The sequence below is a fragment of the Spiroplasma endosymbiont of Danaus chrysippus genome (assembly GCF_902809815.1).
GTDB lineage: Bacteria > Bacillota_I > Bacilli_A > Mycoplasmatales > VBWQ01 > Spiroplasma_E.
The window spans coordinates 187,512-203,155 of sequence record NZ_CADDIL010000001.1 but is presented as its reverse complement, the minus strand read 5'-3'; the positions used below and the strand labels follow the sequence as shown (position 1 = coordinate 203,155).

At 23.0% G+C, this 15,644-nt stretch carries 20 protein-coding genes; 3 read left to right on the top strand and 17 right to left on the bottom strand.

Going from position 1 to position 15,644, the window contains the following annotated elements:
* Positions 1-162 precede the first annotated feature (162 nt).
* Positions 163-1,323: an Mbov_0401 family ICE element transposase-like protein gene (locus SPIRDC1_RS01165; protein ID WP_174480131.1), complete on the bottom strand. Its 1,161-nt coding sequence runs from the start codon at positions 1,321-1,323 to the stop codon at positions 163-165.
* A gap of 73 nt (positions 1,324-1,396) precedes the next feature.
* Here SPIRDC1_RS01165 and SPIRDC1_RS01160 point away from each other — a divergent pair, with 73 nt between their 5' ends.
* Together SPIRDC1_RS01160 and SPIRDC1_RS01155 are read left to right on the top strand one after the other, a co-directional pair.
* A complete protein-coding gene (locus SPIRDC1_RS01160) occupies positions 1,397-3,103 on the top strand; it encodes a terminase large subunit domain-containing protein (RefSeq protein ID WP_174480130.1) in 1,707 nt (568 codons plus the stop codon).
* A 150-nt stretch (positions 3,104-3,253) separates the two neighbouring features.
* Entirely contained in the window at positions 3,254-3,460 is a 207-nt protein-coding gene (locus SPIRDC1_RS01155; RefSeq protein WP_174480128.1) for a hypothetical protein, read from the top strand.
* A gap of 79 nt (positions 3,461-3,539) precedes the next feature.
* Here the strand turns inward: SPIRDC1_RS01155 and SPIRDC1_RS01150 are convergent, their stop codons facing one another.
* The 4 genes from SPIRDC1_RS01150 to SPIRDC1_RS01140 are packed head-to-tail and all read right to left on the bottom strand — an operon-like array spanning position 3,540 to position 7,477.
* Positions 3,540-5,570 carry a hypothetical protein gene (locus SPIRDC1_RS01150; RefSeq protein WP_174480126.1) on the bottom strand — a complete coding sequence of 677 codons (2,031 nt, stop codon included), beginning with the start codon at positions 5,568-5,570 and terminating at the stop codon, positions 3,540-3,542.
* Entirely contained in the window at positions 5,521-6,762 is a 1,242-nt protein-coding gene (locus SPIRDC1_RS01145) for a hypothetical protein (protein WP_174480125.1), read from the bottom strand. Before SPIRDC1_RS01145 ends, SPIRDC1_RS01150 begins: the two co-directional genes overlap by 50 nt.
* Before the next feature lie 18 nt (positions 6,763-6,780).
* Positions 6,781-6,903, bottom strand: a complete 123-nt coding sequence (locus SPIRDC1_RS10165) for a hypothetical protein (RefSeq protein ID WP_255495889.1) — start codon at positions 6,901-6,903, stop codon at positions 6,781-6,783.
* Positions 6,904-6,907: 4 nt separating this feature from the next.
* Positions 6,908-7,477, bottom strand: coding sequence for a hypothetical protein (locus SPIRDC1_RS01140; RefSeq protein ID WP_174480123.1), 570 nt, complete (start codon positions 7,475-7,477; stop codon positions 6,908-6,910).
* A 672-nt stretch (positions 7,478-8,149) separates the two neighbouring features.
* On the opposite strand from SPIRDC1_RS01140, the gene SPIRDC1_RS01130 reads away from it, so the two are divergent.
* Positions 8,150-8,995 (top strand): IS256 family transposase (locus SPIRDC1_RS01130; RefSeq protein WP_174480120.1); only part of this gene is annotated, 846 nt, incomplete at its 5' end.
* Between the two features lie 184 nt (positions 8,996-9,179).
* On the opposite strand, the gene SPIRDC1_RS01125 is transcribed toward SPIRDC1_RS01130, so the two are convergent.
* From SPIRDC1_RS01125 to SPIRDC1_RS01070, 12 genes are all read right to left on the bottom strand, one after another.
* The gene (locus tag SPIRDC1_RS01125) at positions 9,180-10,112 is read right to left on the bottom strand and encodes a hypothetical protein (protein ID WP_174480118.1); all 933 of its coding nucleotides are present in this window, start codon (positions 10,110-10,112) and stop codon (positions 9,180-9,182) included.
* 14 nt (positions 10,113-10,126) lie between these two features.
* Complete coding sequence (locus tag SPIRDC1_RS01120) at positions 10,127-11,326, bottom strand: hypothetical protein (RefSeq protein ID WP_174480117.1); 1,200 nt, start codon at positions 11,324-11,326, stop codon at positions 10,127-10,129.
* 16 nt (positions 11,327-11,342) lie between these two features.
* Positions 11,343-11,717 carry a hypothetical protein gene (locus SPIRDC1_RS01115; RefSeq protein WP_174480115.1) on the bottom strand — a complete coding sequence of 125 codons (375 nt, stop codon included), beginning with the start codon at positions 11,715-11,717 and terminating at the stop codon, positions 11,343-11,345.
* 15 nt (positions 11,718-11,732) lie between these two features.
* Positions 11,733-11,921, bottom strand: coding sequence for a hypothetical protein (locus SPIRDC1_RS01110; RefSeq protein ID WP_174480113.1), 189 nt, complete (start codon positions 11,919-11,921; stop codon positions 11,733-11,735).
* A 34-nt stretch (positions 11,922-11,955) separates the two neighbouring features.
* Entirely contained in the window at positions 11,956-12,114 is a 159-nt protein-coding gene (locus tag SPIRDC1_RS01105) for a hypothetical protein (RefSeq protein WP_174480111.1), read from the bottom strand.
* A 16-nt stretch (positions 12,115-12,130) separates the two neighbouring features.
* Positions 12,131-12,955 (bottom strand): hypothetical protein, encoded by an 825-nt coding sequence (locus tag SPIRDC1_RS01100; protein ID WP_174480110.1) that lies wholly within the window; start codon positions 12,953-12,955, stop codon positions 12,131-12,133.
* Positions 12,956-12,966: 11 nt separating this feature from the next.
* Complete coding sequence (locus SPIRDC1_RS01095) at positions 12,967-13,203, bottom strand: hypothetical protein (protein WP_174480108.1); 237 nt, start codon at positions 13,201-13,203, stop codon at positions 12,967-12,969.
* 3 nt (positions 13,204-13,206) lie between these two features.
* Complete coding sequence (locus SPIRDC1_RS01090) at positions 13,207-13,365, bottom strand: hypothetical protein (RefSeq protein WP_174480107.1); 159 nt, start codon at positions 13,363-13,365, stop codon at positions 13,207-13,209.
* 3 nt (positions 13,366-13,368) lie between these two features.
* Entirely contained in the window at positions 13,369-13,662 is a 294-nt protein-coding gene (locus SPIRDC1_RS01085) for a hypothetical protein (protein WP_174480106.1), read from the bottom strand.
* 12 nt (positions 13,663-13,674) lie between these two features.
* Positions 13,675-14,085 carry a hypothetical protein gene (locus SPIRDC1_RS01080; protein ID WP_174480105.1) on the bottom strand — a complete coding sequence of 137 codons (411 nt, stop codon included), beginning with the start codon at positions 14,083-14,085 and terminating at the stop codon, positions 13,675-13,677.
* A gap of 8 nt (positions 14,086-14,093) precedes the next feature.
* Positions 14,094-14,297, bottom strand: coding sequence for a hypothetical protein (locus SPIRDC1_RS01075; protein ID WP_174480103.1), 204 nt, complete (start codon positions 14,295-14,297; stop codon positions 14,094-14,096).
* Between the two features lie 134 nt (positions 14,298-14,431).
* On the bottom strand, positions 14,432-14,950 hold the full coding sequence (locus SPIRDC1_RS01070) for a hypothetical protein (RefSeq protein WP_174480101.1): 519 nt from the start codon (positions 14,948-14,950) through the stop codon (positions 14,432-14,434).
* Between the last annotated feature and the right edge of the window lie 694 nt (positions 14,951-15,644).

The window sequence follows — 15,644 nt, the reverse complement described above, 5'->3', positions numbered from 1 at the left end:
CGAGAATAATTTTGACTTCAATATGCAATTGTATGTTAATCTTAAGACTTGAAAAATATTAGTCAACAATAATACTTACTTTTATACACAAAAATTCTTATTAAAGTAAACTTTAATAAGTTTTATTTTATTTTTCATTTATTTTAAAATTTTAATTTTAATTTATAATAACTGGATTGCTGTATTTATTTGATAGCATTTAAAATTAACCATTTTTGTATACATATCAATATTATAAGTTCTATCACCAATCATATGCTTTAAAATTTGTTTAATATTAGTTTCAGTAAAGCAACCAATATTTTCAACTAATGCTTGGTTTAATACACCATCTTTTGCATTAATAAAATAACCAACTTTTAATTTTTTATATTGTAAGGTTAATGATTGTAAAAAATGAATTAATTCATAATATTGACCTTTTTCAAATAAATTTATTGCATTTTGATAGTGTAATTTAGCAATTTGATTTTTTCTTCTTCCAGCCATTATACCAAGAAATAAAACATGAAAAGCATGGAATTTATCTAAAATAAATTTAGCATTTAAAATTGTAGCAGTTTTTCTAATTCATTTTGCACTATCTCCGCAAACTACTAAATTTGCTTGTTCAAAATTTTCAAAAAATAAATTACCATATTTTTCAATTAATTTTGCAGTTTTTTCAGCACCAATTTCTGTTTTTGATACTCTTATTTGACATGCAACTCTTTTATTAATTAATTTTCCATTTTTCTTTTTACCAGTACAAAATACTAATAATCTCATAGAACATTTTTTACAATTTTTAGTATTGTGTTTTTCATTAAACTTAAATTTTCGATGTCCATCATCAATATTTATATATAAAGTTTGATTTTTTTCTAATACTATTTTAGAAATATTAACTTTTGGTAATTCAAATTTTTGATATGTTCTATAAACTGTACTATTACTTATTAAACCTTCAATAAAAGTATCACAAACATCACGATACTTTTTATCATCAGCAAAATATTTTAAAATTTGTTTAATAACGTTTGGTGCAAGTTTACTATATTTTTTAACACCAAGATAGTTATCTAGCAATGAAACAAATTCCTTTTTTTGTGTTTTTGGGTTATAATGTATACAAATACGTCGTTTATAATTTAATAAACCTTTTTTTGTTTTTAATTTTCTTTTTCTAAATCTATATGATTTATATTCAGATTTATCACATGTACTTCATAAATAATCATCTATTTCTTTAAATAATTCTTCTGTTTGTTGTAAATTTAATTGATCTTGATTAAAATAGTGTTTGTCTCAATCAAAATGATTTACGAATGGTAATTTTAACATTTTTAATGTTCCTTTCAAAATTTTATTTGTTAATAATTTAATTGTATTGTTTATAAAAATTAGGGAGTAAAATATGGCTTTTATTAGTAGTTATGCACAATTAAATAAAAAATATAGTCTTAATTTTAGTGATAACAATTATGGTTTTAGTTGAGATATTTTTAAACAATTTGTTGGTGATGAATGAGCAAAATTTTTTACTACCAATTGTTTTTATCGTTTTGTACCAACAGCACGTGGAACAAGAAAAACTTGAAATTGTTTAGCATTTGATTTATTTATATGTTGTAATTTTAGTGATAGTAGTGTCCAAGAAGTAAGAAGATATGAAAATACTCATAGTGAAACTACAATTGGTGCTTTAATGAATGTTTGTCAAGTTTTATTAGATACATATAATATTAATTTACTACCTAATAATCCACATGGAATTAAATGAAAAATTACTAAGGATGGTGGTTGTATTATTTTTCCTAATAATCAACAAATTGACTTTATTGGTTATGCTAATGGTAATAAGATTTTTGGAAAAGAAGCTGGTGGTTCAAGTTTTTTAGGTTCAAGAACAGATGAAATTATTATGGCAGAAGAAAAAGAAACATTAACTGAAAAGCAATTAACCTATCGATATGAACGTTTACAAAACTCTATGTTTAGAAGTAATCGTATTAAAGTATCAAATGAACCTATTAAAGAGTGAAGTTGAACATTTATTGATAAAAATATATATAGTTCTACCTTTGGACAAAAGATTACTCGTTATTTTTATAAAAGTTTTTTCATTACTTTTACATGTAATCCATACGATAAATACCATCCATTTTATTTAAAGTATTGCACGCCATTTTTACCATTAAATGATAAAATTATGGAAAATCTTAAAAAAGTTGGTAAAGTTTATTATGAAAATAAAGAAATGTTTAGTGGTTTAGGTTTATTTATATTAAGATTTACTATTCAACCATTTTGAAATAAATTACCAGACATTCAAAAAAGAACATTATTAGAAATGAAAAAAAGTAATCCCGATGAATTTAATACTGTTTATTATGGTTTTGAATTTTTAGATAGTGATGCAACAATTTTTCCATTTCAAAAAACAGTAAAATATTGACAAACATATGATTTAAAACAATTTTATAATCAAGAAAAAGATATGTATAAATTTGATTTTTATAGTGTTGGTATTGATTGAGCTACGGGACCAAAAGACCATACTGTATTTATGGTAGTTGGTTTTAAAGAATATAATAATACTGGTTATTATGATGCATATATTATTTCTGAATTAGTAGTTACTCCAAATGATTTTATAAATGAAAATGAAAAAATTAATGCTTATGTTAATGAAATTTTAGGATTAATTGATAATTTTGAAAATTTTGAACAAGCAATTTATTTTTATGATGATAAAGCACGAACTGCCATTGATTGATTAAATCAAAAATTAATTGATGAACACAATACTATTCTAATAACACAAACTGCTATTAAACATGCTTCAAATTTAAATCAAGAAGCAGGATTAACTAATAGAGTAGTTTGAATGAGAAATATTATGAGTTATGGAAACTTTTATGCTAATAAAGATGATTTACCAAAAACTACTCAATGTTTAGAAGAATTACGTTATGATGAAACAAAAACTAACATTCCAGACAAAAATATGTATCAAGACCCATATGATGCTTTGTTTTACGCACTATATCCATACAAAAATGTAATTAGGGGTAAAAATAATGCTACTGTGAAAAAAAGTATCTTCACATTTTCTATATAATAAACAATTTCAATGTAATTAATAGTATAGGTCTCATAAAATAAACGCCTTTAATTTAGGCGTTATTTTGCATTTAAAAGCATACTTGTAAAAATAATATAAAATAGTACAATTTATAAGTAAAATCAAGGAAAAAAGGAGTTATTTAAAATGAAAACATGAATAAAAACAAATTTAAGTAAAATAACATTAGCATTAGCACTAACTGGTGCAGTAACTGGAGTAACTGGATTAATAATTAGTTCACTGGCACATCATAAAACAAATGATTTAAATTATTTTTTAGACCATCATTATAATGCGCACTGGGGGGGGCTTCTATTTGAAAAAGTCAAAGAGGAGACCATTATAAAATAGATTTATATTTTGCAATTAAACCTAATAGAGATAAAGATATAAAATGAGATGGAACATATCCTGATGGATATTTTGATAATTAAATTTCCAAGTTTATATAAGCAATATTTTCATTATATTTATCAAACAAATTAATATTAGTTAAATTTATTTCTTGTTTATCTGTTATTAAAATTAAACCATAATTACCAGCACCAAATATTCCGCTAACTTCAATCCGATTTAAATTATTAATCGCATTTTCAATTTGTAATTCAAAATCACTATTATTATCAATTTGTGAAATTTCTTTATAAAATTCTAATTTAGAAAATAGTTGTGATTTATTAGAACCATATAAATTTAAAGCATTTTCAATTTTATTATTGTTAATTATTGCTCTTGTAAAGTATTTTCCATATTCACCATTTCCTAATGTTCAATCAGCAGGAATTAATGAAGGTATATTATTACTTTCAAGTTCATTTGTTATAGATAATCAATTAAATTGATTATCATCAAGTTTGAATAATTCATTTTGGCTAATATCATTATTTTTTAATTTAATGTTATTAACGTTAGTAAAATCAAAATATACAGATTTTAATACTACTTTTGCATCTTTAAATTCTCAAACTTTATCAGGTGTAGAATGTATAGGATTTGATTTTAATTCAAAGTAATAAGGTAATAATAATTTATAATCATCATTCATTCCTTTATTTATAGACATTGTTGAATAAATATTACCAGATAACATAATAACTATTTGTTTAAATATTTTTATTTGTTCTAAACTTATATAATTTGGATAATCTAATTTTCATTGTTTAAATAAATTAGTTATAACATCTTCTGGTTTTTGACCTTCAAATTTTGCTCGCATTATATCTAAATCATTTGGAAATTTAGTTGAATCCAATGATGCACCATCAAAATTTCTATTATATGTATAAGTGTAAGTTAACATATCTAATAATACTTTTTGTAAACTATCAATTGGTGGTTTATCATTTACTTCAATTTCAATATCATCAAATTTATCATATGTAGCAATACTTGTATATTCTTTTCCAATTGGACCACTCTTAATTTTTCATACTTCTTTATCTTTAAGTTCTTTCTTTTCTTTTAATGGTCATTCTCCAAAAGAATAAGAACTTAAAAAATATCCTAATCAAGCATGTGTAACTCTTGCGTTTTTAATTATTTCTTTTCTTGTTTCTCTACCACCACCAATAGCAATTAAATCTAAAACTGATTTTTCTTGTCCTATAAATTGTTTTGCTAAATTTCAAGGTAATATTTGTTCACTAAATCATTGTTGTAATATTCTAACTTTTGGTTGAGTTTCAATAGGCATTGATAATAGCGGAAATGCTATCTTATCCTTGATAAATAACTTTGGGTATACTTCCATATTATCAACTTCACCAAGTACCTTTATATTGCCGAAAATCATGCTTCTAGGGGCTTTAATTTTTAAACCAATTACTTTGGTATCTTTATCTAATGGTTTTTGTAATTTAATAATAATTGGATAACCATCTCTTGTTTTAAAATCTTTAATTTTAATAATAGTTATACTTTTAGTACTTCTTGTTTTTGGATTTTGATAAGGTTGGGAATAATTATTAATGATATATAAATTATCAATATTATTTTCAGTTAAAGGTTCATTAATAGAAACTGCATATAATTTAAATTGATTTAATAAATTTATTTCTTGAAAAATTAAATTTTTAATATCAGTCATACTATATTCAATTGTATTATCATTAATATTTGTACTTGCTCTTTGATTTAACTGCATAGTAAAATCAGATGTTTCAACAGCAATAGTTTTTAATACTTTATCAATATCAATAAAACCTATTTTAATAGTATTTGCTGAAAATTTTAAACTATTATTTTCATTATTTTTAAATAAACGTTCAATTTCATAAATATAAATTGTTCTTTTTTTAAATTCATCGTATGCTCTATTAATATCTGGGTCACTAGTAGCTCTCATCATATTAGTAAAGTCATAAGGAATATTATCAATTAAATAATCATTTTCTACTTCTGCTTGATTAAGTTTAGTTTGTTTCTGTGGAAACTTCGTTTGTGGTTTGTTGTTGTTTTCCATTGTTCTCTCCTATTAATTGGTTATTTTCGGGATTAAATAATTTTAATTTAACTGTTAAATTATTAATTTCTTGTTCATCATTAATATTAAATGTTTTACTATTTAATACATCTTTATCCATACGTACTAATATTTGAATAAATTTAATAATATCAATATTAAATTGTCATAATTTTTGTTCAATATAATTAATGGTTGAAATATTTACAGCTGTACTTTCGGGAACTGATTGTTGTGCAGATTTTTTTTGACTTGGTATATGAATACCACAACGTTTAAATATTTCATTAACATTTCAATCGTATATATCAGTTAAATTTTTACCTTTAAAATTACTATTTGTCATATTGATATTTTCGTTTTGTTCATTATTATCTCCACCACTTTTAAATATGTAGTTTTTAGTAACTAATGTTCTTACTGCTTCTTCTAATGTTGATTGAACATTACCATAAGTTTGACTAAATATAAATTTAGGTGAATTTAAAATGGTATCTAAAACAATTTGTTCATAAATAACATCTAATGCTTTAATTTTATCCATTACTTTATCACAATCTGCTAATTCATTTGCTTTATTTCGCATAATTGCTATTGGTATATAATTAATATTTAGTGTTTGTTCTTGTAATAGATTAGGATTATTAATAAATGAGTTAAAATCTAATGGAAATTGGTTTTTACTATCATTAATACTATAAATTGCACGGTTAATTATTACTTGTTCATTATTTAGTGTATAAATTTCAAATAATCTTACAGTTTGTGCATTTTGTTGATAACTGTCATAAAAAATAGTACATTGAATTAATTTACCAGTAATATCATAAACTCTTTGTTGTATATCTATGACTTGAAAATATAAATCATCATTAGCAATATAAATTAAATAACCACTAATTCCTAATTTGCTTAATTTAAAAATAGAATTTCAATTTTTTCTATAAAATTCTTGTTGAATTAAATATTGTTTAATAGTTTCATTATTAATTTCTAATGGAGCATTATATAAATTAGCATTATTTTCTGCTACAAAATCAGTAAAATAAGTTTCATGATTAAAATCATTAAAACCAAAATAATTTAAAATTGAAGCATGTGTACTTTTATTTTTATTAGTTAAAAATTTTACTTTTTCATTTTGATTATCACTAATATTACTTTTTTCTTTTCTTTTAAATAGACTTAACATAATATTCACCACCTTTTTTTAAAATATTTGATTAATTTTTAATACAATTTTTACTATAATAAATATAATTAAACCAGCAACAGCAGAAGATAATAATACTCCAATTAAACCTAAAATAATTTTTATAATTTTAAAAAACATAATATTATTCCTGTAATTCTTCTAATTTTCATACATTACCTTTTAAATTACCTTTTCCTGTATAAATAGTAATCAATTTAGCATGTTGAACTGATAAAATTACTATATTAGCACTATCATTAAAAGTTTGTATTTGTACACCAGCAATTTTTTTATCCGTTATAATAAATTCTTGAATAGTATAAACTGGATTATATATACTTCAAGAATAATAAACTCTATAATGTTTATTTTCTTGAAAATCATAAGTAATTTGTCAATTATCTCATTTATTTTTCTCTCTTGTTCCCACTTCTTTTCAATTTGAACCACTTGGAGTTGGTGTTGGATTATTTTTTAATTCAATATCTCAAATATTTTCTTCAATTTCATTTGTAGTTAAACTACCAGACCTTATTTGTAATTTTGATTTAATATCAACTTTAATAGTATCTTGTAATTCTTCTAATGAAAATATATTTCCATATTGTTTATTTCCGCCAGTAATAATTAATTGACTTTTATAACGATCAACAGTTCCTAATTTAATAATTAATGAAGCATCTTCATTATCAATTTTACCTTTAACAAGCATATAATCTCCACCTATATATGCAGAACTCTTAAACTCTATTTTTAGTTTTACACTTGTTTGATTAAAAGGTGGTTTATCTTATGTTATAAATACTCTATAATATTTATTAAAACTAAGAGCAAAATCTTCTCATGTACGATTATCAAGACTTTTACCTATTATTTTTCAATTTTCTTTATCTTGTTTTTTATCAATATTTGATTTATTTTCATTAATAGCACCAGCAACTGTTTTATTAGTAGTTTCTAAATTAGGAATTTCAGTACCAATAGTATTAATAGAAAAAGTATATTTAAATTGGTTTTTATCCATTTTATCTTCTAATTTTTTATTTACTTCTTCTTTTTTATAATAATCTGATAAATCTACTTTACCACCAGAAGCACTAATAGTATTAGTTTTTTCATCAATTTTAATATTTTCACCAGCAATTAATTTATCTTGTTTTTTATCTAATAAATTATTAGTTTCTGGTTTTGTATAATAATCACGTTCAGTATTTTCTTCTGCTATAAATTCAGTTGGTGTATCTATTCCTTGATATTGATATATTTCTTCTATATCACCAATTAAATTAATTTTTCCACGTTCAGGATAAGAATTACCGCCACCACTAAATTTTTTCTTTTTATTGTTATAGTAAATCGTTCCAGTATTTAAAATTCTTTTATNATGCAGTTGCAAGAGTTATATGATGGCGCAGATATTAGCGAAAGCGTAATTAGTCAAATTACTGATGATGTCATTGATGATGTCAAAGCATGGCAAAATCGTCCATTAGATAGTGTTTATCCAATCATTTATTTTGATTGTATCGTAGTTAAAGTACGTCAGGATAAACGTATTATTAACAAATCAGTTTATATAGCTTTAGGAGTTGATTTAGAAGGTAAAAAAGATGTTTTAGGTTTATGAATTAGTGAAAATGAAGGTGCTAAATTCTGATTAAATAATTTTACAGAAATGAAAAATCGAGGCTTAAATGATATTCTTATTGCTTGTAGTGATAATTTAACAGGCATGTCAGAGGCAATACAATCAGTTTATCCTAAAACTGAACATCAATTATGCATAGTTCATCAAATTAGAAATAGCTTAAAATATGTTTCATACAAACATCGAAAGTCTCTAGTTATCGATTTAAAGCCAATTTATACAGCATGTAGTGAAGAACAAGCAATGCAAGCTTTAGAATCATTTGAAAGTAAATGAAATAAACAATATCCACAAATTGCTAAATCTTGATATAAAAATTGAGAAAATTTAATGGTTTTTATTAGTTATCCAGCAGAAATTAAAAGGGTAATTTATACTACAAATGCTATTGAATCTGTTAATAGCCAATTACGAAAAGTTATTAGAAATAAAAAAGTTTTTCCTAATGATATGGCAGTTTTTAAAATTTTTTACTTAGCAATTGAAAATATCACAAAAAAATGAACATTGCCTATTCAAAATTGAAATACAGCAATTGCTCATTTTATGATAAAATTTGAAGACAGAATTAATCTGAACTAGTACTTTGTAAAACAAAGAAACACAGATTACTAAAAAGCCTCTAAATTTATAAAATTTAATAAATCTAAACCTAAATAGTTAGGAATTTTTATTTTATAAAAGTTAATAAAATCTATATTAAGACTTGACATTAACCCTAAATAGGGTTATAATGTTTATAAAAATTAATAATTTATTTTATCTTTTATTTAAAGAAAATTAAATTATATCCACATTTGAAATACGTCCGTTGATGAATAACATTATTTTTAAAATTAAATTTAATAGAATTAGCACGAATTTTTTGTAAATCTAAAATTAAAGTTTTTCCATATCTATTTTCTGTATGTATTGTATGAACTAAATTTAATCAATCATGTTGATTCATTTTTAATACTTCTTTTAAATCAGTATTAAATTTTTTTAAAAAGTTATTTGCTTTTTCAATATCTTTAATTTTAAATTTAGGAGTTAATTGTGGATTTAATTTTATTAATGTATTTTGTAATAATAAGTGTTCTTTTAACTTTTGTATTTCTAATTTTTGAAAATTATTTTTATATTCTCTTTCAGCAACATAACCTAAATCTCGTAATACTGTTTCACGATTAGGAGTAAAACTATAATTCATTAAATAACGTTTATTACCAATAATTTTATCTGTTAAAATTTCTTTTCCACTTACTTGACTAATAATTTCTTGTAAATTTTTTGCTTCTTTAATACCAACTTGTTCTAATGTTTTAGTTTCTTGTGCTAGTTTAATAAATTTAGTTGTGCGATAACCACGACTAATTTTATTAAGTCCAGCAAATGCAGGTAATAAATTTAAAAAAGTATTTAATTTTGTTACATTTCCTTTTAAATAATCATAAACTTGATTAATAGTAAAATCAGTTGTAGCATAAATACCAAAATTAATAGTACTTGCAATAAAATCACTTGCACCTAATCCAAGGGCTACACTTTCACTTAATCCACCAGTAAAAGGAGCAAGTGCTACTGCTATAACTTGTACACCAATCATTTCTAAAATTTCTCATCAAAAACTTTTATTTTCTTGTTGTTTACTTATTCTAGTATGTTTTGGTTTATTTATGTTTAAAAGTATTGCTGTACTAGTTGTACCGATTGGCATGATATTAATTTCCTTTATTTAAGAGTTATTTTAATCAGATTTGTTGTTCCTTTATAATTTAAGTCATTAACATTAGCAGTAATAGTTATGTATAAGTCACCTGCTTTTTGTTTTTGATTACTTACATTAGTTTTTCCTTGTGCATCACTAAAATATTTAATAGTTGGATTTGTTAAATTAGGATTTAATGATTTAAGTTCATTAGTACTTTTTATTTGTGTATTTAATTCACTATTATTGTTATTAACATTTGCAGTAATATCAGTTGTTAAACTTGTAATTTTAGTTTTTAAATCAGTTTTATCAGTATTAATAATTCCACATGCCATTCAACGTGATGTTGTTTCATTATTAGAAATATAAGGTATTGCTTGACCTGTAACTTCTCCACCAACTAAATACATTCTTCCAACTTTACCATCTGCCACTTCTTGAACATAAATAATTGTATCTTGCAACATATATCTTTTCATTGCTCTTGGCGTTGCTAAAACAAATGACATAATTTCATCATCATTTTTATCATTTTTAAAAGTCATATAGTCATCCATTACAATTTGACATAATACACCTTTAATATATAAATCATTACCATTTAATCTTAATTGTTGTGCAATTTCATTATCAGTAATTAAACCTTTATTATCTGCCAAGTAAACTATACTATCATAAAGAGCATTAGTAATAAAGAATCTACAATTTGCAATATTTCTATATTGAAATAATGTATTTCATGCCCCCAACATTGCTTCTACATATTTAATTGCTTGTGATTTTGGTTCTGTTGATTTTTCAATCATAAATTTAATTGCATATTTTGCAATTACATTAGTATTGTTATTAGCTAAATAATCTGCTAAATCATTAGCAACTTCATATTGCATACTTTGTAATAAATTTTGTCCATTTTCTGCTAATAAATCTTTTGCTGCAATTGTTTCGCCAGCAACAGCTTCTTCTGTAATTTCTTTAATAATTTTATCTGTATCAGCATATCCGACATCTATTCTTTTACTCTTATCATTTCATTGAAGAACTTTAACTTTTGGGTCTTTTGGTTTTTTAACTATAAATTCAATTCTTGTTGAATTAACCATTTCGATAGGAAAAAAACTTGCCCATGGACTATTTGATTGTTTAAAAAATTCTATAAATTCTGGTGCTTCTACTAATTTTTCGGTATTATCTAAATTTTGTTTGAATGGTACTGCCATTTTTTATTTTCCTTCCTTATAATTTATTTTTATTTTTATAATCCAATAAAGCATTTTTTATTGAATTTGGTTGATTTGTTATTATTGTTTGTGGTTTGCCACCTGTATTAATTGTTTCTTTAAATACTGGTTGTTCTTTAATTATTTTTTTAATAGTTTCTTCAATTTTTGAATTTTCTAAATTATTAGTTTTAAATTTTAAAAAATCATAAAATTCAGTTTTAACTTGATATTTTTTAAATATATTAATTATTTCTTTTTCTTTAATTTCTTGATTAAGTTTATTTAACTTATTTTCTGCTTCATTAACTTTATTTTCTATTTCTTGTTGAGCATTATTTTCAGTTAAAGGTTCAGTTGTTTGTTGAACATTATCTTCATTTTCTAACATTTACATCACCCTTTATTATTTATTTTCTTTATTAATTTTTTCATTTAATTTTGCTAATTTTTTTTGATGTTTGATAATTTTGTTATTTGCTCTAACATGTTTTGGAGTTGTGATAAATCTTTTTAATAAAACAATAATTTCTCTGCAAATTAATGTTCCAACACTTGTTCCAATAATTATTAATTCATGTAAAAATTCTTTCATCTGAATATTTTCCTTTCAATTGTTTATTTTTTAATTATTCATCAAATTGACCACCATTAATTCTTTCAATCATTGATTGTGAATTACTTATAACTTCTACTAATACAGATATTTCTTTATTGAATTCTTCTATTTTTTCTTTATATGTTTTTATTTCTTTATTATAATATTCAAGTAATTTTTCTTTATTCATAAATTATTCACCTCCTTTATAAACTCATGTGATTATAATCTCAATTTAATGAAGCATTATCGTGATTTAATGCTACTTCGCTCATATTATCACTACCGTATTGACTAGTTGTTTCACTATTAATTGTGAATCTATTATCATTTACTAATCTTGCAGTTTCATCATTAAATGATGTTTCTTGCATTTCTTCATTATGATGTGTAGTTTCCATAGGTAGTAAATTATGGATTATTTCACTTGCACCAGCAATTATGGTAGGTACTGCATAAGCATTATTAAAATCATTATTAATACCCATTGCTAGACCACTTGATATTAAACATCCACCAGTAGCCATATTACAAATCTTTCTTATTGTTTCAAATTTATTAGGTATTAACTCAGTTAATCCACTAATAAGATTTGAAATACCATAAGCATTTAAACTAATATATGTATCTCAATCCATTAATGACTGATGTTCTTGTTTATCTAATAGTAATCATGGAGGACCCTCAGTTGTAGTTGTAGTAGTTATTGGAGTTGGTGTTGTTGGAATAATAGGATTAATATTATTTTCTGTTCATTTACTATAATTTGCTAATCCAATTATTCCTAAACCCAGTAATATTTTTTTACTACTATTAATTAGTTTAGTTTTAGTATTTGGTCTTTGATTTAAATTTCATATATCTAAACCTAATTTTTTACCAAATAATAAACTATTAATTGAACCTAATACTGGATTTGCAATTACTTGACCATAATAAGCACTTGTACCAATCATTGCACAAATTGGACTTATTCCAGTTCTAATTAATTTAGTTAAAGTATAATTTGATTGATTTTCTATACTTGGCATTTTATTCTCCTTTAATTTTCTAATTTTTTAATTGTTACTTTAATTCAACCTTGATAAACATCATTATCACCAACTATTAATGCAACATTACTTTCTGGGTCAGAAACAATTATGTGTTTTGATTTAACATTTGGATATTGTCTTAAAATAATTGCTCTAATATCATTACTTGTATGAATTGCTTTTGGAAATGGTGATAATATTTCAATTTCATCTTTATTTTCAAACAAAGTAGGTAATATTATCATTAATTATTTCTCCTTATTTTTAATTTGATTAGCAATTTCACTTAATATTTTTAATACTTTATATTCATTTTTTAATTCTTTAATAATAAATATTAAAAATATTATTAGTGTTATGCTTGTTATTAATATTGGTACTATTAATAAAATTTTTCATAATATCATTTTTTACTCTTTTCATTTTTTAAATCATTTAACATTAATTGAACAAAATGCACGATTTTTAGGAATGTTTAAAGTATTAAAAATTTGACCAGTTACTATAATTTCATCATTTTTGTTTAATAAAATACATCGGTTATAAAATTTTGGGTTATTAAAAATTAAAGTAACATAGTTTAATCCATTTCATTGACCTCTAACACTATAATATAATTCTTTATTACCTTTTTCGTAATATTTTGCTTCAATAGTGTTACTCAGTTTTACTGTTAATTTGACATAATTTGATTTCTCTTTCATTTTTATAATTCCTTATAATTGGGTTTGTTTATACGCATCTTGTTCATGTTTTGTTAATTTTATATTTCCTTGATAATTTGGTATTTTATCTTTATTTTTTGGATGGTTTTCTTGATAATCTCAATTCATAATATCTTGTACTAATACCATTAATGCACCAATAATTTTAGGTGTTGCTAAGGGATTGGTTAATAATTGTTTTGGGTTTAAATAAAAATTTTCTACACTTACTAATACTTTTTTATTATTTAAAAATTTTTTAAAATATAATAATTTTTCTTTATAAATATTTTTACATTCTAAAATAGTTTTTGCTTGGAATGTTTCATGAAAAATAATATTATTAGTTTCATTTGAATAGATAATAATGCCATTATTGCCAATACCAGCTGGGTCAATACCAATCTTTATTTCATATTGCATTAATTAAGTTAACCTCTAATAACTGTTTTAATAATTTCTAAATCACAATTACATCAACAATATTTACATTCTTCAATAAATTCTTTATGACCACAAACTAAATTATCTTTTTTTAAATCATCAATCAGTTGAATTACTCCTATTTTAAATTCAATATTATCACTGTCCGTTATGCAAACTGTTCCTCTTTTACTTAAGTATTCTTTATCCATATTTATACCTCCTACTTAACCTAACATTTAAAATACAGTCATAACAAATTGCTTTACCATTTTTATCTCTTAAAAAATATTTTCTTGTTTTTATATCATTAGTATTAAAGAATAAATAATCTAATTTATTTTGTTTACATGTTCAACAAAAATACTTTTTCATTATGAGTTGAAATTTCCTTATAAGAAGTAACTAAATAATTAATTGGTAAATCATCATGTTTATATGGATTATTTATTTTAAAACCTTTTCTGTTTTCTTCTCACGTAATGTTATATTTAAAACAAGGATTAGTAATTTTAGTTTTGTTATCTGTTATTTCACCGATAAATCAACTATTATGCTGTTCATAAAATTTTAATGGTTCAAGTTTTATATCATTAAGATAATATTCTTTTGGAGCAGTTGGTTTATTAACAGTTATTTTTTGGTCTTTAATATATGGTTCTAATAATTTTATTAATTCATTACCACTTAATTCTCTTTTAATATTTTCTAAATTAAAAACTCAATATGTGTAACTGTTATCAACAATAAAAGAATTATTTTTAATCATTCATTTTGGAAGTGATAATTTATATTCAACATAATCAATAAGAATAGATTGTGGTTTATCTTTAACAATTTGTTCTTTTTTAAATTCTATTTGCATAATAATCCTTTCTTAATATGTTCTGTTGCTTCTAGCATAAAGAACATATATTTTGATGTTTAGATTATTAATACTACTACTATTCGTTTTATTAATTCCAGAAATTCTGGGCTCAAAAATAAATTTCAAAAAAAATAAAAAATAAAACCAACACTTGCTCACTTGGTAGTGGCAAGGTTGGTTAAATAAAGAATAGAATTAATATAGTAGGTTCCCTAAGCAGGTCTATATATACTAGTTTCCAATTCGCTCCCACGCCAAGAATTACCATTTCTGGTTAGTATATTTTATTAGGTATCACTCCACTTTTTATTTATCCATGCAAGTCCACATGCTAGCTACTATTTTTAACAACTGTGTTGTAGTTCACTTTTTTAGTTCCCTAACACGTGTTGATAATAGTATTAAAGAGGGTTATTAAAAATTTTAAAATTTTACAATTACAAAAAAAAGACAAGAATTTTATTCTCGTCTTTTGTCATTTATTTTTAATTCAAGGGTTTAAAAAAGAAAGGAGCTATTTAAGGGAAATGAGTTGTTATCGACATCTTCGACACGCTCCCAAATTTTCTTGCATATATAAAACACTCGCAGACAATCATAAGATTTTATTTTTATATACTTTAATAACAAAATAATCATAACATAAAAAACAAAATAATTAATAAACTATCTTACAGTGAATTGTGTTACT